General features: G+C 72.3%; 15 protein-coding genes and 1 tRNA gene. 9 read left to right on the top strand and 7 right to left on the bottom strand.

Translation table 11 applies throughout. The features are described 5' to 3' along the window. Window positions 1-34: 34 nt before the first annotated feature. On the bottom strand, window positions 35-1,492 hold the full coding sequence (locus MOX02_RS01320) for a helix-turn-helix transcriptional regulator (protein WP_147023900.1): 1,458 nt from the start codon (window positions 1,490-1,492) through the stop codon (window positions 35-37). A gap of 255 nt (window positions 1,493-1,747) precedes the next feature. Here MOX02_RS01320 and MOX02_RS01315 point away from each other — a divergent pair, with 255 nt between their 5' ends. Both MOX02_RS01315 and MOX02_RS01310 read left to right on the top strand, forming a co-directional pair. Beyond that, on the top strand, window positions 1,748-2,095 hold the full coding sequence (locus tag MOX02_RS01315) for a GCG_CRPN prefix-to-repeats domain-containing protein (protein WP_147023898.1): 348 nt from the start codon (window positions 1,748-1,750) through the stop codon (window positions 2,093-2,095). 183 nt (window positions 2,096-2,278) lie between these two features. After that, window positions 2,279-4,714, top strand: a complete 2,436-nt coding sequence (locus tag MOX02_RS01310) for an MASE4 domain-containing protein (protein WP_147023897.1) — start codon at window positions 2,279-2,281, stop codon at window positions 4,712-4,714. Between the two features lie 9 nt (window positions 4,715-4,723). On the opposite strand, the gene MOX02_RS30925 is transcribed toward MOX02_RS01310, so the two are convergent. Further along, a complete protein-coding gene (locus MOX02_RS30925; RefSeq protein WP_170267604.1) occupies window positions 4,724-4,876 on the bottom strand; it encodes a hypothetical protein in 153 nt (50 codons plus the stop codon). Between the two features lie 277 nt (window positions 4,877-5,153). Between MOX02_RS30925 and MOX02_RS01305 the strand changes: the two genes are divergently transcribed. Next, complete coding sequence (locus MOX02_RS01305; RefSeq protein WP_147023895.1) at window positions 5,154-5,564, top strand: hypothetical protein; 411 nt, start codon at window positions 5,154-5,156, stop codon at window positions 5,562-5,564. Between the two features lie 284 nt (window positions 5,565-5,848). Here MOX02_RS01305 and MOX02_RS01300 read toward each other — a convergent pair whose 3' ends face one another. After that, window positions 5,849-6,178 (bottom strand): hypothetical protein, encoded by a 330-nt coding sequence (locus tag MOX02_RS01300; RefSeq protein WP_147023894.1) that lies wholly within the window; start codon window positions 6,176-6,178, stop codon window positions 5,849-5,851. 45 nt (window positions 6,179-6,223) lie between these two features. Next, entirely contained in the window at window positions 6,224-6,469 is a 246-nt protein-coding gene (locus tag MOX02_RS01295; protein ID WP_147023893.1) for a helix-turn-helix domain-containing protein, read from the bottom strand. 139 nt (window positions 6,470-6,608) lie between these two features. Here MOX02_RS01295 and MOX02_RS01290 point away from each other — a divergent pair, with 139 nt between their 5' ends. From MOX02_RS01290 to MOX02_RS01265, 6 genes are all read left to right on the top strand, one after another. After that, the gene (locus MOX02_RS01290) at window positions 6,609-9,401 is read left to right on the top strand and encodes a GAF domain-containing protein (protein ID WP_170267601.1); all 2,793 of its coding nucleotides are present in this window, start codon (window positions 6,609-6,611) and stop codon (window positions 9,399-9,401) included. Between the two features lie 264 nt (window positions 9,402-9,665). Next, on the top strand, window positions 9,666-10,586 hold the full coding sequence (locus MOX02_RS01285) for an outer membrane protein (protein ID WP_147023892.1): 921 nt from the start codon (window positions 9,666-9,668) through the stop codon (window positions 10,584-10,586). Window positions 10,587-10,738: 152 nt separating this feature from the next. Then, window positions 10,739-11,860 carry a carboxylate-amine ligase gene (locus MOX02_RS01280; RefSeq protein WP_147023891.1) on the top strand — a complete coding sequence of 374 codons (1,122 nt, stop codon included), beginning with the start codon at window positions 10,739-10,741 and terminating at the stop codon, window positions 11,858-11,860. 118 nt (window positions 11,861-11,978) lie between these two features. After that, window positions 11,979-12,380 carry a hypothetical protein gene (locus MOX02_RS01275; RefSeq protein ID WP_147023889.1) on the top strand — a complete coding sequence of 134 codons (402 nt, stop codon included), beginning with the start codon at window positions 11,979-11,981 and terminating at the stop codon, window positions 12,378-12,380. Between the two features lie 475 nt (window positions 12,381-12,855). Continuing rightward, window positions 12,856-13,128, top strand: coding sequence for a hypothetical protein (locus MOX02_RS01270; protein ID WP_147023888.1), 273 nt, complete (start codon window positions 12,856-12,858; stop codon window positions 13,126-13,128). 167 nt (window positions 13,129-13,295) lie between these two features. Further along, complete coding sequence (locus tag MOX02_RS01265; protein ID WP_147023886.1) at window positions 13,296-13,511, top strand: hypothetical protein; 216 nt, start codon at window positions 13,296-13,298, stop codon at window positions 13,509-13,511. A gap of 673 nt (window positions 13,512-14,184) precedes the next feature. Here MOX02_RS01265 and MOX02_RS01260 read toward each other — a convergent pair. From MOX02_RS01260 to MOX02_RS01250, 3 genes are all read right to left on the bottom strand, one after another. Then, window positions 14,185-14,276 (bottom strand) — tRNA-Ser (locus MOX02_RS01260). A 100-nt stretch (window positions 14,277-14,376) separates the two neighbouring features. Further along, window positions 14,377-15,909 carry a class I adenylate-forming enzyme family protein gene (locus MOX02_RS01255; RefSeq protein WP_147023885.1) on the bottom strand — a complete coding sequence of 511 codons (1,533 nt, stop codon included), beginning with the start codon at window positions 15,907-15,909 and terminating at the stop codon, window positions 14,377-14,379. Between the two features lie 73 nt (window positions 15,910-15,982). Beyond that, entirely contained in the window at window positions 15,983-18,208 is a 2,226-nt protein-coding gene (locus MOX02_RS01250; RefSeq protein WP_147023883.1) for a xanthine dehydrogenase family protein molybdopterin-binding subunit, read from the bottom strand. Between the last annotated feature and the right edge of the window lie 20 nt (window positions 18,209-18,228).

Below are 18,228 nucleotides of genomic sequence, written 5' to 3'. Positions count from 1 at the left end.
AACGGAACGGGCGGGCGGGTTCGGCGTTCCGCGCTCAGCCGGCCGTGCCGCCCGAGGGGAAGCCGTTGTCCCGGCCCCAGATGATCACCTCGGAGCGCTTGTGCAGACCGAGCTTGCGGTAGAGCGCGGCGGTGTGGTTGCGGACGGTGTTGCGGGACAGGCCGAGGCGGCGGCTGATCGCCTCGTCGCTGAGGCCCGAGCAGATCAGCTCCAGCATCTGCCGCTCGCGGAAGGTGAGGCGCACGGCCGGCCCCTCGCCCCGCCGGCCCGGGTGGCGCAGGCTCGCGAGCTTCTCGATCAGCCCGTGGCTGAACCAGGAGGTGTCGGCCATCACCGTCTCGATCGCCGCGAACAGCTCGCGCTCGCCCCGCTTGCGGTCGGTGATGTCCTGCAGCACCACGAGCAGGAACTCCGCGTCGCCGATCGCGACGCGCTCGGCGGAAACGAGACTGTCGAGCTCCTCGCCGTCCTGGTGATTCAGGCAGGTCTCGAACCCTTCCGTCGGTCCCGGCCGCGCGACCAGCGCGGCGAAGTGCTCGCGTGCCGCATCCCGCCTCAGGAGGCCGAAGCCCTGCGGCGTCCGGCCGATCACCGCGTCCTCGCCGTAGCCGAACACCCGCGTGAAGGCCGCGTTGATGCCGGTCACCGCCTGGTCGGAGGCGCGCAAGAGGAGCGTCGGCACGGGGTTGAGGCGGAACGCCGTCTCGAAGCGCTCCTCGCTCTGGCGCAGGGCGATCTCCGCCTTCCGGCGCAGTTCCAGATCCGCGAAGGTGAAGAGCATGCACGGCTCCTCGCCCATCTCGATCGGCTGCCCCGCCACGATGACGAAGCGCGAGCCGCCGTCCGGCAGGTTCAGGCTCGCCTCCATCTGCGGGATGGTGCGGCCCGCCTTCAGGCGCTCGATGGCGAGATCGCGGTTGCGCGCGCCCGCCAGCACGTCGATCTCGTAGACGCTGCGGCCGACGACGTCGTCGCGCAGGTAGCCCGTCATCTCCAGGAAGCCGCTGTTCACCTTGACGTGGCGCAGGTCGGAGAGGCGGCAGATCACGGCCGGGGCCGGGTTGGCGCCGAAGGTCCGCTCGAAGCGCTCCTCCGCCTCGAATTGCGGGGTGACGTTCTGCAGGATCAGGGCGAGGCAGGAGGGCGCGCCGCCGGCGTCCCGCACGACGAGGCTGCGCAGCGAGTGCACGAAGGCGAGGTCGGCGTCGCGCGGGGAGGTCACGTCGACGATCTCGTCCCGGAAGGACTCGCCCGCCATCAACCGGTCCATCGGGTGATCGGGCGGCGAGGCGACGTCGCGGTAGCGCATCCGGTAGATCTGGCGGTAGCCGTCGATCGAGGCGCCGAGCGCGTCGGCGCTCTCGGCGCCGTGCATGGCGACCGCCGCGTCGTTCGCCCAGAGGATGCGCCCGTCGCCCTCGACGAGGATCACCCCCTCCGTCAGTCCGGCGACGATCTGCCGGAGTTCCGACCGTTCGACGGCTTCCGTCACGTGAGTCCCGAGCCTGTTCGAAGCGGAAGGGGCAAATTCGAGCGACAACCGTGGCGGGCGCCCCCGGTTCCGCCGAGCTTGAAATCGTGATGGCTGCGAGCTCGCGACCGCCCCATCGCAGGGCGCAACCGAACCTTCCCGGCCGCACCGCCGTACTGCATTCGCCGGGAAAAGAACAGAAACATTAAATCCCGTTCATGTCGCAACGGAAAGGGCTGCAAGTTGTTCCAAGCATCTCGAACGGAGGAATAGCCCATGCGACTGAAGCTTGCAGGAGCCGCTCTCCTTACCCTCGGCACCGTGCTGGCGACCGGCGGTGCCGCCGAGGCCCGCGACGGCTGCGGGCCCGGGTTCCACCGGGGCCACTACGGATATTGCCGCCCGAACCCGTTCTACCGGCCGATCGTCTACCGTCCGGCCTTCTACGGCTACCGCCGGGTGGGCTGGTACGGGCCCCGCTGGCATCGCTGGGGCGGCTACCGCCGCGTCGGCTGGTACGGGCCCCGCTGGCACCGCTGGGGCGGGTACCGCCCGGTCGGCTGGCACCGGCCCTACGGGTGGGGCTACCGGCACGCCGGCTGGGGCTGGCATCACCGCTGGTGAGATGGCGGGCGGAGTCCGGCCCGTACGGCCCTCCGCCCCGGCCTGAACCGGCGCCGGCATCGAGGCGGCCGAGCGGCTGATCGAACGCCCGGACCGATGGGCAGGTCGGCCGCGAGGTGCTAGATCATGGCCAGGCTTCGCCCCCGCCCCCTCGGCGGCCGCGCGGATGCCCTGGAGCGAGACATGGCCGCGGTAACGTCGGCTCCCGCACAGGCGACCCTGGCGACCACGCCCGCCGGGACGGCTCAACGACGCCTCGCGGCCCTCGTCTGCCTCGTCTTCGCCGCCGCGACCTTCACCCTGGTGCCGGTCGCGGCGCTGCCGATGGCGCCGATGCCGGGCTTCGTGCCCGCCTATCAGGCCGCCCTGATCGGCGTCTACGCGGTGACGACCTACCTGTTCTTCGCCCAGTACCGGCGGACCCGCTCGGTGCCGCTGCTGCTGCTCGCGACCGGCAGCCTCTACACGACGCTCATCGTCTCGGTGCAGCTTCTCAGCTTCCCGAACCTGTTCGGCACCGGCCGCATCCTCGGCACCGGCCCCGACACGACGACGTGGCTCTGGACGTTCTGGCACGTCGGGCCGCCGCTCTTCGCGATCCCCTACGCCATCCTCGAGGGGAGCGGGGGCCGCCGGCCGGTTGCGCCGGAGAGCGCGGCGCGGGTGGGCTGGGGCGCCGTGGCGGCGACGCTCGTCGCGGTCGGGCTGATCACGCTCCTCGTCGCCCGCCACGTCGCGTGGCTGCCGAAATCGGTCGAGGGCGACGACTACCGGCTCCTGACCCTATCGGGCGTCGGACCCTCCGTCGTCGCGCTCACCGTGCTCTCCCTGGCGGTCCTGTGCTGGAGGACGCGCCTGCGCACCGTGCTGCAGCTCTGGCTCGCCGTGTCTCTGTTCCTGCTCGTGCTCGACAATGCGGTGACGCTGGCGGGCGCGGCCCGCGGCACGGTCGGCTGGGTCACCGGCCGGCTCGGCGCGCTGCTCGCCGGCATCATCGTGCTGGCGGTCTACCTGCGCGAGGTCGACTTCCTCTACGCCCGCGCCGAGCGCACCGCCGAGGAGCGCGAGCGGCGGCGCGCCGAGCTGCAGAGCGCGCGGGACAACCTCGCCCTCGCCCTCGACGCGGCCGACATGGGCGACTGGGAGCTCGATCTCGCCACCGGAGCGATCCGGCGGGGCCCGCGCCTCGACCGCATCTTCGGCCACGAGACGGGGCGGGCGGATTTCGGCCTCCCGGACCTGCGCCGCCACATCCTGCCGGAGGACCTGCCCCTCCTCGACGCGGCGCTCGCCGAGGCCGGGCGCGCCGGCCGGCTCGACTGCGAGCTGCGCATCGTCCGGGCCGGCGACGAGGCGGTGCGCTGGCTCGCCCTGCGCGGCCGCACGCGCCTCGACGCGGCCGGCCGCCCGCTCGCCGTCGCCGGCGTCGCGACCGACATCACGGAGCGGCGGCAGGCCGACGAGCGCCTCACGCAGGCGCAGAAGATGGAGGCGATCGGCCAGCTCACCGGCGGCGTCGCGCACGACTTCAACAACCTCCTGACCATCATCGTCGGCAACCTCGACATGATCGTGCGTGCGCCCGAGAATCGCGCCCGCGTCGAGCGCCTCGCGAAGTCCGGCCTGCAGGCGGCGCGCCGGGGCGCGGAGGTCACCGAGAAGCTCCTCGCCTTCTCGCGGCGCCAGGTGCTGCGGCCGCAGACCGTCAATCCGAACCGTCTGCTCAAGGACTTCCAGCCGCTCCTGCGGCGCGCGGTCGGCGAGACCGTGGAGGTGCGGCTCGACCTCGACGCGGCGCTCGACCCCGTCCGGCTCGATCCCGGCCAGTTCGAGAGCGCCGTGCTCAACCTCGCGGTCAACGCCCGCGACGCGATGCCGGGCGGCGGCACCCTCACGGTGACCACCTGCAACGCCACCCTCGACGCGCTGGAGCTCGCGGACCGGCCGGACCTCTCGCCCGGCGCCTACGTTCTCGTCTCGGTGGCGGATACGGGCGTCGGCATGGACGCGGCGACGGCCGCCCGCGCCTTCGAGCCGTTCTTCACCACCAAGGACGTCGGCAAGGGCACGGGCCTCGGCCTCAGCCAGGTCTACGGCTTCGCGCGGCAGGCCGGCGGCCACCTGAAGGTCGAGACCGCCCCCGGCCGCGGCACCGCGATCGCGCTCTACCTGCCGCGCTCCTGCGAGCAGGCCGCGCCCACGCCCTCGGAGGCCGGCCTGCCCCTGCGGCGGGCGGCGAACGGCGAGGTGGTGCTGGTGGTGGAGGACGAGCCGGGCGTCCTCGAGATGGCCGTCGAGAGCCTGGGCGAGCTCGGCTACCGCACGCTCACGGCCGAGCACGCGGCGGCGGCGCTGGAGCGGCTGCGCGGGCCCGAGCGGATCGACATCCTGTTCTCGGACGTGGTGATGCCGGGAGGCATGAACGGGGTGCAGCTCTCGGTGGAGGCGCGGCGCCTGCGGCCGGGCCTGCGCGTGCTCCTCACCTCCGGCTACACGGCCTCGGCCCTGAGCGACCAGGGCGTGCCCCCGGACCTGCCGCTCCTCGGCAAGCCCTACCTGCGCGAGGAACTGGCGGAGAAGCTCCACCTCGTCATGGCGCAGGGGCGGATGAGCGCCTGACCGGCGGCCTCAGATGTAGTGGCGGAAGACGACGCTCGCCGGGGCGTCGGGCTTCTGGCCCGCGTCGGCGCCGAGGTTCCCGCCACGGCAGGTGGCGACCGCGGCCGGCACCACGAGGGCGACGAGGGCGAGCAACCAGCGGAACGGACGGGGAGCGTTCATGCGGGCCTCCTCGGGCAAAGGCGGTTGCGGACCGGACCTCGCGGCCCGGCACGGCCCCTCAAGCCTTCATGCCCCCGGGCGGCCGCGGCAGGAGGTGCTTCACCGCACATGACGCCGCATCTCACCGGCCGGCCCGGCCTCCGAACTCGCGGAAACATTGATCCAAGTTACGCCGCGCCGTTCCGCACTAATACTTTCGATAATCAAGACAAGTTGGTTTTCCCTGCGCTACAACAGTTGCGGGCCATAGACGGCGAACGCCGCGCGAGGGGAACAGATGAGAGTGGCGATCGGCATCGCGCTCGTGCTCGCACTGCTGGGCACGATCCCGTCTCTGTCGCAGGCCCGCCGCGCGCTCCTGTGCGAGGAGACCGTCTCCGTCGGGCTCGGGCAGGGCGAACCGCCGCCGGCCGGCCTGCGGGCGCAGCCGGTGCCGACCCGGACCTTCTCGCTGATCCTGAACCGCGAGATGCTGAACCTGATCTTCGCGGGCCGGACGGAGTTCTACGAGTGCCAGGAGGTGTATTACCGCGGCGAGGGGCGGCGGCGGACCAACACGATCAAGTGCCAGAACGCCACCAACTTCTTCACCCTCGACCTCGCGGGCCTGAACTTCGGCAAGTCGCAGCTGAACCCGGAGGATCAGACCGAGATCCGCTTCAGCTACGGCACCTGCAAGCCCATCTGAGCGGGAGCGCGAGTTGCGCCGCCTCAGTCGAGGATCATCAGTGCGATGCCGTAGGCGAGGATGACGAGCAGCACCGCGGCGACGAGCAGGATGGAGTACCCGCCGGCCTCGCGCTGATCTGACACGTTCGGATCCTCGCCCATCCTGCCGCCGAGAAAGCATCCGTGGACGGATGATCCGTGATGCGCGCGCAGAGTGCCTGCACAAAAGCGGGCTTCCTATCCGCAGGAATCATGGATCCCGGCCCGGCGTGCGTCAGCGTACCCGCGGTCCCTCGCGCGGGCTCAGCAGCCGATGCAGATGTCGCGGACGACGTGGTCGCGCTTCGCGCCGGTGCGCTGGTTCGGCAGCCGCCCTGCGGGCGGGATCGGGTCGGCGGCCGGCGAGACGAGGCCCGCCTTGCGGAAGCCGGCAGGGTGGCCTTGCGCGGGCACGGCCACCAGCGCCATGCCCTGCCAGGGCAGGGTCAGCGCCATGCCGGCGGCGGAAGCGGGGCCTGGCCGCTCGGCCGCGGCAGCCGCGCTCGCCGACAGCGCGAGAAGCAGCGTCGGCGCGAGCCTCAACCGAGAGGAGATCGATCGCAGGATCATGGGCAGGATCATGGGCAGGATCATGGGCCGCCTCCACCGCGATCCCAACGCGCGCGCGGCGCGCCCGGTTCAGCGCGGATCCGCGCGCCCGATCAGGCCCTCGACCGGGACGTCGAGGGCGCGGGCGAGCCGGCAGAGACCGGCGAGATCGAGTCCCGCCCCGTCGCCGCCCTCGACGGCGAGGAGGAGCGCGACGTCGAGATCGGCCAGGAAGGCGAGATCCTCCAGCGTCAGCCCGAGGCCCAGCCGGGCCCGGCGGACGTTGCGTCCGAGCCGTCTCGGAAGATCGGTCGGGACGGGCGCGCTGCCGGGCATGCCCGAGAGATGGGGACGGGACGCCGCGCTTCGGGGAGGGTGCGGCGTCCGGTTCCAGGGCACTTGCGCGACGGCCGCGATTGACAAGGAAAAGTCGAGGACTGCATGCCCTCCTGTAATCAAAGCGAGGAGCGGCAGGTTGGACCTCTCGGCCCATCCCCGGATCGGCAGCTTCCCCGTCGGCGGGGGAGAACTCGGCAGACTGGTTTTCGCCTTCGACTGGGCCTCGACGCCGCTCGGGCCGATCGAGCACTGGTGCGAGTCGTTGCGCACGGCGGTCGGCATCGTGCTGCTGTCGCCCGTTCCCATCGTGATGCTGTGGGGCGAGGACGGCATCATGATCTACAACGATGCCTACTCGGCCTTCGCCGGCGGCCGGCACCCGGCGCTCCTCGGCAGCAAGGTCCGCGAGGGCTGGCCGGAGGTGGCCGACTTCAACGACAACGTCATGCGGGTGGGGCTCGCGGGCGGCACGCTGGCCTACCGCGACCACGAGCTGACCCTCTACCGCCACGGGCGCCCCGAGCCCGTCTGGATGAACCTCGACTACTCGCCGGTGCTCGACGAGGCGGGACGGCCCGCCGGCGTCATCGCGATCGTGGTGGAGACCACGGAGCGGGTCCTGGCGGAGCGGCGCGGGCGCTTCCAGGCGCGGCTCGCCGACGGCCTGCGCGAGCTCGCCGACCCGCTCGCGATCAAGTCCGTGGCCGCCGGCCTCGTCGGCGAGTATCTCGACGCCGGCCGCGTCGGCTACGGCGAAATCGAGGGGGAGGGCGCCGACACCCACCTGCTGATCGCGCGGGACTGGTGCGCGCAGGGCATCCGCTCCATCGCCGGCCGCTTCCACATGCCGAGCTACGCGGGGACCTTCATGGGCGACCTCGCGGCCGGCCGGCCGGTGGTGTTCGACGACATGGAGCAGGATCCGCGCCTCGCCGGCATCGCGGCGGGCCCCGCCCACGAGGCCCTGCAGATCCGCGCCCAGATCGTCGTGCCGCTCGTCAAGGCGGGCCGCCTCTCGGCCGTGTTCTTCGTGCACGCGCCCGCGCCGCATCTCTGGTCGGCGGAGGATGTCGGCCTCGTCTGCGACGTCGCGGAGCGGACCTGGGCGGCGGTGGAGCGGGCGCGGGCCGAGACGGCGTTCCGCGAGGAGAGCCGCACCGCCGAGACCCTCAACCGCACCGGCGCGGCGCTCGCCGCCGAGCTCGACCTCGAACGCCTCGTGCAGATGGTGACGGACGCGGGCGTCGACCTCTCGGGCGCGGCGTTCGGGGCCTTCTTCTACAACCTGACCGACGAGGCGGGGGAGAGCTACATGCTCTACACCCTCTCGGGCGTCGACCGCTCGGCCTTCGCGACCTTCCCGATGCCGCGCAACACCGAGGTGTTCGCGCCGACCTTCTCGGGCACCGGGGTGGTCCGCTCGGACGACATCCGGGCCGACCCCCGCTACGGCCGCAACGACCCGCACCAGGGAATGCCGAAGGGCCACCTGCCGGTCTGCAGCTACCTCGCCGTCCCCGTCACCTCGCGCTCGGGCGAGGTGATCGGCGGCCTGTTCTTCGGCCACCCGCGCCCGGCCCGCTTCAAGGAGCGGCACGAGCGCCTGATGGTCGGCCTCGCCGGGCAGGCGGCCATCGCCATCGACAACGCCCAGCTCTTCCGCGCCGCCCAGCGCGAGCTGGAGGAGCGCCGCCGCGCCGAGGAGAAGCTGCGCGACCTCAACGAGATGCTGGAGCGCCGCGTCGCCGACGAGGTCGCCGAGCGCGTGCGCACCGAGGAGGCCCTGCGCCAGTCCCAGAAGATGGAGGCGGTGGGCCAGCTCACCGGCGGCCTCGCCCACGACTTCAACAACCTGCTCACCGGCATCTCGGGCAGCCTCGAACTGCTGCAGTCCCGCGTCGCGCAGGGGCGCGTCGGCGAGATCGACCGCTACGTCACGGCGGCGCAGGGGGCCTCGCGGCGGGCGGCGGCCCTGACCCAGCGCCTGCTCGCCTTCTCGCGCCGCCAGACCCTCGACCCGAAGCCCACCGACGTGAACCGGCTGATCCACGAGATGGAGGAGCTGATCCGCCGCACGGTCGGCCCCGCCCAGGAGGTCGTGGTGAAGGGCGCGCCCGACGCCTGGCCGACGCTCGTCGACCCGAACCAGCTCGAGAGCGCGCTCCTCAACCTCTGCATCAACGCGCGCGACGCCATGCCGGAGGGCGGGCGCATCACGATCGAGACGACGAACCACTGCCTCGACGCGCGCGACGCGCGGGCGCACGACCTCGCGCCGGGCGCCTATCTGTCGCTCTGCGTCACCGACACGGGCAGCGGCATGAGCCCGGAGGTCGTCGCGCGCGCCTTCGACCCGTTCTTCACGACCAAGCCCCTCGGCCAGGGCACCGGGCTCGGCCTCTCGATGATCTACGGCTTCGTGCGCCAGACCGGCGGCCACGTCCGCATCGATTCCGAGCCCGGCTCCGGCACCACGATCTGCCTCTACCTTCCGCGCTTCCAGGGCGCGCTCGTCGCGGACGGCGCGCCGCCCGAGCGCGCCGACGCGCCGCGGGCGGGGCAGGGCGAGACGGTGCTCATCGTCGACGACGAGCCGAGCGTGCGCATGCTGGTCACGGACGTGCTGGAAGAGCTCGGCTACACGGCGATCGAGGCGGCGGACGGGGCGGCCGGCCTGAAGATCCTGCAATCGCGCGTGCGCGTCGATCTCCTCGTCACCGATGTCGGCCTGCCGGGCGGGATGAACGGCCGGCAGGTGGCCGACGCGGCCCGGGTGACGCGCCCGGGGCTGAAGGTGCTGTTCATCACGGGCTACGCCGAGACCGCGCTCGTCGGCAACGGCTTCCTCGAACCCGGCATGCAGGTGCTCACGAAGCCCTTCGTGATGGAGACGCTCACCGCCCGCATCCGCGAGATGATCGAGGGCTGAGACCGGGGCGCAGCGGGGATCGGCAGTCGATCCACGACGCGAATGCGAGATTAATCCTCGAACACGGAAATTTTTATCGGTTCTCTCAGTCGTCGTGCCGGGCGTGACGATATTGATACAGACAAAGGACAATCGAACCGCAGTCCGGGCAATCTCGGTTGTGCGCCACGAATTTGCGCACACGTGGCGCCCAGGCGATAGGCGGGCCGCACGTTCAACGTCAGGGAGTCGCCACTCCCATCTTCCCTCCAGGGCACCCGTTCCATGATCAAGACGTCGCTCCTCGCCGGAGCCGCCACGCTGGCGCTCGCCGGCATCGCCTCCGCGGCCGACCTGCCGCGCCGCGCCGCGCCGCCGGTCTTCACCCCGGTCCCGGTCTTCACCTGGACGGGCTTCTACGCCGGTCTCAACGTCGGCTACGCCTTCAGCGACGACCAGACGATCCGCACGCTCGGCAACCAGGGCCCCGGCGCCGGCCCGATCCTGCCGCTGCAGAACGGCGGCGCCGGCTCGAACACGGTGCTCAACGTCCAGCTCGCCCGCCGCGCGCCGCTGTTCCGCTCCGAGCAGGAGGGCATCACGGGCGGCGGCCAGATCGGCTACAACGTCCAGCTCACGCCCGGCAGCGGCATCGTGTTCGGTGTCGAGGCCGACATCCAGTACACCGACCTCGACCGGACCCGGACCTACTTCAGCCCGCTCATCGCCCAGAACGGCTTCGTCGCCGACCCGTCGCGCTACCGGCAGAGCATGGACTTCTTCGGCACCGTGCGCGGCCGCCTCGGCTACGCGTTCGACCGGTTCATGATCTACGGCACCGGCGGCTTCGCCTACGGCGACGTCACCTACTCGGCGCAGTTCCTCTCGAACAACGTCGCGCTCGGCAATCCCGTCGCCTACGCGGGCCGCTACAGCGACCTGCAGACGGGCTTCGCCTACGGCGGCGGCATCGAGTACGCGCTCGGCGCCGACAGCTTCCTGAACTTCTTCCGCGCCAGCGCCGTCTCCATGAAGGTCGAGTACCTCCACTACGACCTCGGCTCGCGCAATCTTCTCGTCAGCAGCACGAACCCGGCTACCGGCAACCAGTTCGTGGCCGCCGCCAACGGCTCCTACACCTCCCGCTTCCGCACCGAGGGCAACCTCGTCCGCGTCGGCGTGAACTACAAGTTCGGCTCCTTCTGATCGCCCCGGCGGGCCGGCCCGGCCCGCCCGTTGCCTGCACACCGCACGGCGCCCCGCTTCCTCGGGGCGCCGTTTCTCGTTTCAGTTGTGTTGAAATCTACAGAACATCCGCAGGTTTCAGCCGTTGAGCGTGGCGGTGAGGGGGTTTGCGGATGCGTGACGCCTACAGGTTCGGGATCGAGGAGGAGATGTTCCTGGCGAGCCGCCGCTCCCGCGCGGCGCCGCAGGGCTCGGTCTCGGCCTTCCACGCGGCGGCGCGCCGCCGCCTCGGATCGGTCGAGCGCGAGCTCCTCAAGAACCAGGTCGAGATCTGCACGCCGCCCTCGGAGACCTTCGCGGAGGCCCGGAAACGCCTCGCCGAGTTGCGCGCGGGCCTCGCCGAGGTCGGCCGGAAGCACGGCCTTCTCGTCTTCGCGGCGGGCACGCACCCCACCGCGTCCTGGCCCGAGCAGGAGCTGACCCCGAAGGCGCGCTACGAGGCGATGATGAGGGACCTGCAGATCGTCGGGCAGCGCTCCGTCATCTGCGGCCTGCACGTCCACGTCGAGGTGCCGCGGCCCGACCGGCGCGTCGACACGATGAAGCGGCTGATGCCGTTCCTGCCCGTCCTGCTCGCGATCTCGACCTCCTCGCCCTTCTTCGAGAAGCGGCGCACGGGACTCGCGGGCTACCGCCTGCGCGCCTACGCCGAGTTGCCCCGCACCGGCCTGCCGGAGCTCTTCGACGACGCGGCGGATTTCGACCGTTACGTCGAGGGCATGACGAAGGCCGGCGCCGTGAAGGACCCGACCTATTTCTGGTGGCAGGTCCGCCCCTCCGTGCGCTACCCGACCCTGGAGCTGCGCGTCGCCGACAGCTGCACGCGCCTGGAGGATGCGCTGGCGGTGGCGGCCCTCTACCGCTGCCTCGTGCGCCTCCTCGACCGCGAACCGGACCTCAACGCCCGCATGACCGGCGCGTCGCGCGGCTTCGTCATGGAGAACCTCTGGCGGGTGCAGCGCGACGGCGTGCACGCGACGGTGATCGACGAGGCGAGCCTGCGCGCCGTCTCCGTCTCCAAGGCCCTCGACCGGATCCTCGACCTCACCGCCGAGGATGCGGACGCCCTCGGCTGCGCGGCCGAGTGCGGGCACGCCCGCGCGATCGTGCGCGGCGGCTCCAGCGCGGACCATCAGGTCGCGGCCTTCGAGGCGGCGCTCGCGGCCGGCAGGAGCGAGCGGCAGGCGCTCGGCGCCGTGATCGACTGGCTCGCCGCCGAGACCGCACCGGCCTGATCGGCGCCCGCGCGATCCGGTACGATACCTAACCCATTCAGGCCGCGCCACTTTCTCGCCCCATGCCGCACCCTACCCTGCCCTGGGTGTGGGTGTATGCGTAGCGTAGGAGAGGCGAATGGCGGGCCACACGCAGGAGTTCCTCGCCACCGTGCTGGAGCACGCCTGGACCGAGACCCAGGCCATCCGCGAGACGACCGGCATCGTCGTCGAGCTCCGGCTCACCACCATCGGATTGACCGCCGTCGCCAACGACTTCCTGTGCGGGCGCATGGCGACGGTCTCGTGGAGCGACCTGAAGCGGTCCGACGCGCTGCCCGAGCTGCTTCACCAGGCGATCACGGCGGTGGCCGACCAGCCCCGGCGGGTGCTCCGCCCGGTGCCCGCGCCCGAGCGCGCGGCGCCCGCCCCGCGCGAGGCCGCCCCGGCGCGCGGGCAGGAGGGCCTGCGCGGACGCCGCGCCGCCAATCGCGGCCGGGCCAAGACGCAGCGCCCCGAGCGCAAGCGCTCGCAGGTCTGAGCGCCGCGTCCGCGCGGCCCCGCGCTGGCGGCGTTAACGGTCCCTTAACCCTGACCGGGGATTGTCGGCCCGCGTCCAGAGGCGCCGCCGACGATCCCGCTCCCCGACCCCCGGTCGGGAAGATGCGGGACGATCCGCAGCCCCGCATCGAGGTCGCGAAACCTTCCGCCCCGCGGCCCCTGGGTCTGCGGGGCTTTTCCGTCGTGCGATGGCGGACGGTGCCGCGAGGCCGATTGACCCGCCGGGGGATTGCGGCAGACTACGTAGCGCGGCTCGCCGCACTCTGTGACAGCTCCTCCACCCGCCCGGCCGGCCCCCTCCGCCGCGGCGGGTTTTTTGTGGCCGCCGCCTGCCGGAACCGGCGCATCCTGCCGCCGCTCTCCCCGCGTGACCCGGATCACAGTCCGCCGGCCGCCCCTCGGCCATTCAGGACGGGCGAGCCGAATCCCCGGCTCGGATCCAAGGAGTCACCCCGATGGCACGTATCGTCCCCGTCACCGCCGCGCTCGCGCTCGGCCTCGCCCTCTTCTCCGCGTCCGAGGCGTCGGCCCGCGGGTTCGGCGGCCGCGGCTTCGGCGGCTTCGGCCATCACCACGGCTTCCACCACCATCACCACCACGGGTTCGGGCACGGCTTCGGCTGGGGTCCGCGCTACGTCGCCGTGGTGCCGGCCTATGTCCGGACCTGCCGGGTGAAGCGCTACGTCGACGAGGACGGCGACCTTCTCGTCCGTCGCATCTGCGACTGAGCCCCTCGAACCCCGGGGAGGCGCGCGGCTAGCCCTGCGCCCTCCGCGCCGGCGCGAGCCTGGTGTTTCGGCAGCGCAACAGCAACCGGCACGCCGCTTGCTCGTTGCAGCTTCAAGAACAGCAGATCAGCCGGAGGAAGCGCCACAACGCCAGAGGATCACGGCGCATGCTCTACGGCCTCTACTTCCTGACCTGCCTGTCGGCGAACCCGACCCATTGCGTCACCCGCGTCCACTTCTTCAGCGAAGAGGTGACGACGCCGCAGCAGTGCCTCAACGTCGCGCAGCCGCAGATGGCGCAGTGGCAGCGTACCCACGATCGCTGGCGGGTCGAGAAGTTCCGCTGCGGCAAGCCGCCGAAGGATGACGGGGCGCGGATCTGATCAGAGGATCGCGTAGGTCGACAGGATCAGCGCGAGCCCGAGCGCGATCATCATGCAGGCGAGCCTGTCGACGCGCGGATCCACAAGTCCCCGTTCCATCTCTCTGCCGAACCGATGTGCCTGAAGAGTGTCGTTCCGGCGCTCCTCTACGCGCAGCCGCGGCGGGAACTCAACGGCCCCGCCGCCGAATTCTCTTGATCCCCCGTCTTCTTCGCGCGCCGCTGCCTCGAAGGCTGTGAATCCAGTTGATACGGGCCCGGCGAACCGGCCCGCCCGGCCGCGTCGGTGCGCGCCGTCCGCGCCCGCCTGCTCCCGATGTTGCAGACGTGTGACGCTCGGATTTTAAGCGCGCGGTCAGCATTCGGCCTCACACGACGGTCAGATTTCAGGTGCTAATCGCGGACTGACACGAACCCTCGCCACATTCGCCAGTCCCGCCATGACCACCGCCCTCGACAATCTGATGCTCGAACACCGCGAAGTCGTCGCCGTTGCCGTGAGTTCAGGCCTGTTCCTGGCCGTCGTCCTGCTCGGGGCGCTGCTCATCGCCTGAGCGGGCGGGCGCCGCGCGAGCGGGCAGGGCGGGCCGCGGGCCCGCGCCGACGGAGTGAGCCGATGCCGGCGGCGCGCGCGTCCGTGCAGGCGGAAGGCTCAGGACATGTCCGGATCGTGGTGGCGGAGACGGAGGGATTCGAACCCTCGATACCCATTTCTGGGTATGCTCATTTAGCAAACGAGTGCCTTCAGCCGCTCGGCCACGTCTCCACGGCTCTGGCTCTAGAATTTCGCGCCGGGCCGGTCAACCCGGTTGGAGGCGGGGAGGGCGCGGCCGGGACGCCTGCGCGAAGCCGGGCGGGCGCCGGGCTCAGCCGATGGTCGCGGCCTCCGCGAGGCGCTTGCGCTGGACCTTGCCGTTGGCGGTGCGCGGCAGCGCCGGGAGGAAGCGGACCTCGCGCGGGCACTTGTAGGCGGCGAGGCGCGCCCGGCACCACGCCAGCAGCGCCTCGGCATCCGCGCGCGCGTCCGCGTTCAGGACAACGAAGGCCGCGATGACGCGGATGTCGGCGCGCACCGCGAGCTCCGCCACGCCGACCTCCGCCACGTCCGGGTGCTCGGCCAGCGCGCCCTCGACCTCGTTCGGCGAGACGCGGTAGCCCATCGCGTTCATCAGGTCGTCGTTGCGGCCCTCGAACCAGAGGTAGCCGTCCGCGTCGAGGCGGGCGAGGTCCCCGCCCGCGAACCACGCCCCGCGCAGAACCTGCGCCTCCTCGTCCGGCCGGTTCCAGTAGCCGAGCATCAGGCCGGGCTCGGAGCGGTGGACGGCGAGGAGCCCGGTCTCGCCCGCGGGCAGGGGCTCCGGCTCGCCCTCGACCGGCAGGATCGCCACGCGCCGCCCCGGCTGCGGCCTGCCGGGCGAGCCCGGCCGCACCGGCACGGTCGGGCCGCTCGACACGTAGGTCGAGATCTCGCTCATGCCGAGCGCCTCGTAGAGGGGCTTGCCCGTCGCCCGCGTCCAGGCGTCGAGGAGGTCCGGCGGCAGGGCCTCGCCCGCGGTGACCCCGTGGCGCAGGCTCGAGAGGTCGGCCGACGCGAGATCCGCGTATTTCAGGATCTGCCGGTAGAGGCTCGGCACCGCAGCGAACAGGGTCGCCCCGTGGCGGGCGATCAGCGCGGGCCAGATCGCGGGGTCGCGCGGCCCGTCGTAGAGCACGGTCGTGGCGCCGACCGCCCAGGGGTCGGTGATGCCGACGCCGAGCGTGTAGGTCCAGTTCATGGTGCCGGCGTGCAGCATCACGTCGGGCTCGGCGAGGCCGAGCCAGTGGCGGTGCATCGGGCGGCGGCCCCAGATCGCCCGGTGCGCGTGCAGCACGCCCTTCGGCCGGCTCGTCGTGCCGGAGGTGTAGACCAGCGTCGCCGGGTCGTCCGCCGCCGTGTCGACGTAGTCGGGGAGCGGCGGGCTCGCCTTGAGGGCCGCGACGGCCTCGGCGTCGAGCAGGATGCGCCCGCCGAGGCTCGCCGGGTCGACCGTGAGCCCCGCGCCCGCCACCACGACCGCGGCGCCCGCGTTCTCCATCAGGAAGGCGGCCTCGCCGGCCGTGAGCTGGGGCGAGGAGGGCAGGGCCACGAGGCCCGCGGCGAGCGCCGCGAAGTAGACGAGGACGTAGTCGGCCTCGTTGCCCATCCGGATCATCACGCGGGAGCCCGGTGCGAGGCCGAGCCCGAGGAGGCCCGCCGCGATGCCCCGCACCGCCCGGTCCGCCTCCGCGAAGGTCAGGCGCGTCGTCCGCTCCGGCCCCGCCATCACCAGGGCGGTCTTGTCCGGCCGCAGGCGCGCGTTCTCGGCGAGGCAGTGGCGGGCCGCGTTGAAGCGGGCGGGCGGGCGGCTGTCGTCGGTCACGGGCGGGTCCGGATGCGGGCGTCGCCTCCCTGATCTCCCCGGGTGCCGCCGCCGTCAATCCGGCCCGCGCGCGTCAGGTCCGGCGGCTCTGCGCCCCGCTCTCCCGCTCCTCCAGGCCGCGCAGCACCTTGTCGAGGGTGAGGGGATAGTCGCGGATGCGGATGCCGGTCGCGTTGTGGACCGCGTTCGCCACCGCCGCCCCGGCCCCGCAGATGCCGAGCTCGCCGAGCCCCTTGCTCTTGAGCGGGTTCGCCTTGTCGTCGAGCTCGGGCAGGAACATCGCGTCGAGCGACGGGATGTCGGCGTGGACGGGCACGTGGTACTCGGCGAGGTCGTGGTTCACGAAAGTGCCCGAGCGGCGGTCGATCACGACCTCCTCGGTCAGGGCCGCGCCGACGCCGAAGATCATGCCGCCGATCGCCTGCGAGCGGGCGGTCTTCGCGTTGAGGATGCGCCCGCCCGTGAAGACGCCGAGCATGCGGCGCAGGCGCACCTCGCCCGTGTCCGCGTCGACGCCGACCTCGGCGAAATGCGCGCCGAAGGAGTACTGCGAGTACGTCTTGTTGAGCGCGCCCGGCTTGATCTCGCCCCGCGCCTCGATGCCGTCTCCGGCGAGGTCGGCGAGCGCGGCCGAGCGCTCGGCGCCCGCGATCCGCCCGTCCGCGAAGGAGGCGGAGGCGGGCGCGATCCCGGCCTTCTCGGCGAGCTGCCGGCGCAGGTCGTCGCAGGCGACGTAGAGCGCCGAGCCGGCGCTGCCCGCCCCCCAGGAGCCGCCGGAGCCCGCGGCCTTGGGGTAGAGCGTGTCGCCGAGCTCGATCCGGATGCGCTCGAGGGGCAGGCCCGTCATCTCGCCCGCGATCTGGGCGAGGATCGTGTAGGTGCCGGTGCCGATGTCGGTCATCGCCATGCGGACGGTGAGCGTGCCGTCGCGTTCGAGCCGCACGCTCGCGGACGAGGGCTGGAGCGGGTTCAGCCGGGCCGCGGCCGCCATGCCGAGGCCGACGAGCCAGCGCCCGTCCCGGATCGAGCCCGGGGCGCCGCGCTTCTCCCAGCCGAAGCGGCGCGCGCCCTCGCGCATGCAGGGCACGAGCTGGCGGGTGGAGAAGGGCACCTTCTTCTCCGGGTCCTCCGACGGCTCGTTGCGCACCCGGAGCTCTATCGGGTCGAGCCCGAGCGTCTCGGCGAGCTCGTCCATGGCGCACTCGAAGGCGAGCATGCCCACCGCCTCGCCCGGCGCCCGCATGGCCGAGGAGAGCGGCAGGTCGAGATGGGCGAGGCGGTGGCGCGTCAGCCGATTCGGGGCCGCGTAGAGGGAGCGGGTGACGTTGGCCGAGGTCTCGTAGAAGTCGTCGCCGACCGTGGTGTCGGACCAGGATTCGTGCGCGATGGCCGCGAGCCGCCCCTCGGCGTCGCTGCCCAGGCGCACCCGCTGGATCGTGTCGGTGCGCCGCGTCGAGCCGTGGAACTCCTGCTGGCGGCTCAGCGCGACCTTCACGGGGCGGCCGATCACCCGCGCGGCGAGCGCGGCGAAGACGGCGTCCGCCTGCGGCTGGAGCTTCGCGCCGAAGCCGCCGCCGATGTACTTGCTGACGAGGCGCACGTTCTCCGCCGGCAGGTCGAGCACCGAGGCGAGGGAGACCTGGCCGCGGTTCAGCATCTGGTTCGAGGTGTAGAGCGTGACCCGGTCGCCCTCCCAGCCGGCGATGGTGGCGTGCGGCTCCATCATGGCGTGGGTCTGGACCGGGGTCGTGTACGCGACGTCGAGCTTCACGGCGGAGGCCGCGAAGGCGCCCTCGAAGTCGCCGAGGCTCGAATCGGGCGGGCTCGCCACCTGCTTCGGCACGATCGCGCCCGGCATCGCGGCGCGCAGGTCGAACCGCCCTTCGGCGCGCTCGTAATCCACCGCGACGAGGGCGGCGGCCGCGCGGGCCTGCTCGAAGGTCTCGGCGACCACGAGGCCGATCGGCTGCCCGAAATGGGCGATCTCGGGCCCCCTCAGCACGGGGCCGACCTGCTCCTTCTTCTTGCCCTGGGGCGGGGCGTTCTCGTGGGTCATCACGTAGATGACGCCGGGGGCGCGCCGCGCCGCCGCGGCGTCGATCGCGCGGATGCGCCCCTTGGCGATGGCCGCCTCGACGATCATGCCGTAGGCGGGGTTCCTCAGCTCGCGCGTCTCGTAGGCGTAGGGCGCGGCGCCCGTGACCTTGAGGCGGCCCTCGACGCGGTCGACGCCCCGGCCGACGAGTCCGTCGGGCCTGGCATCGAGGGGCGTCGGCCCGATCGGCTGGCTCATGTCCATGCTGGCGTCCCCCTTCTGCC

The organism is Methylobacterium oxalidis, from assembly GCF_007992195.1.
Classification (GTDB): domain Bacteria; phylum Pseudomonadota; class Alphaproteobacteria; order Rhizobiales; family Beijerinckiaceae; genus Methylobacterium; species Methylobacterium oxalidis.
Note: the sequence above shows the minus strand (reverse complement) of the source record. Positions and strands in the feature narration are given on the sequence as shown.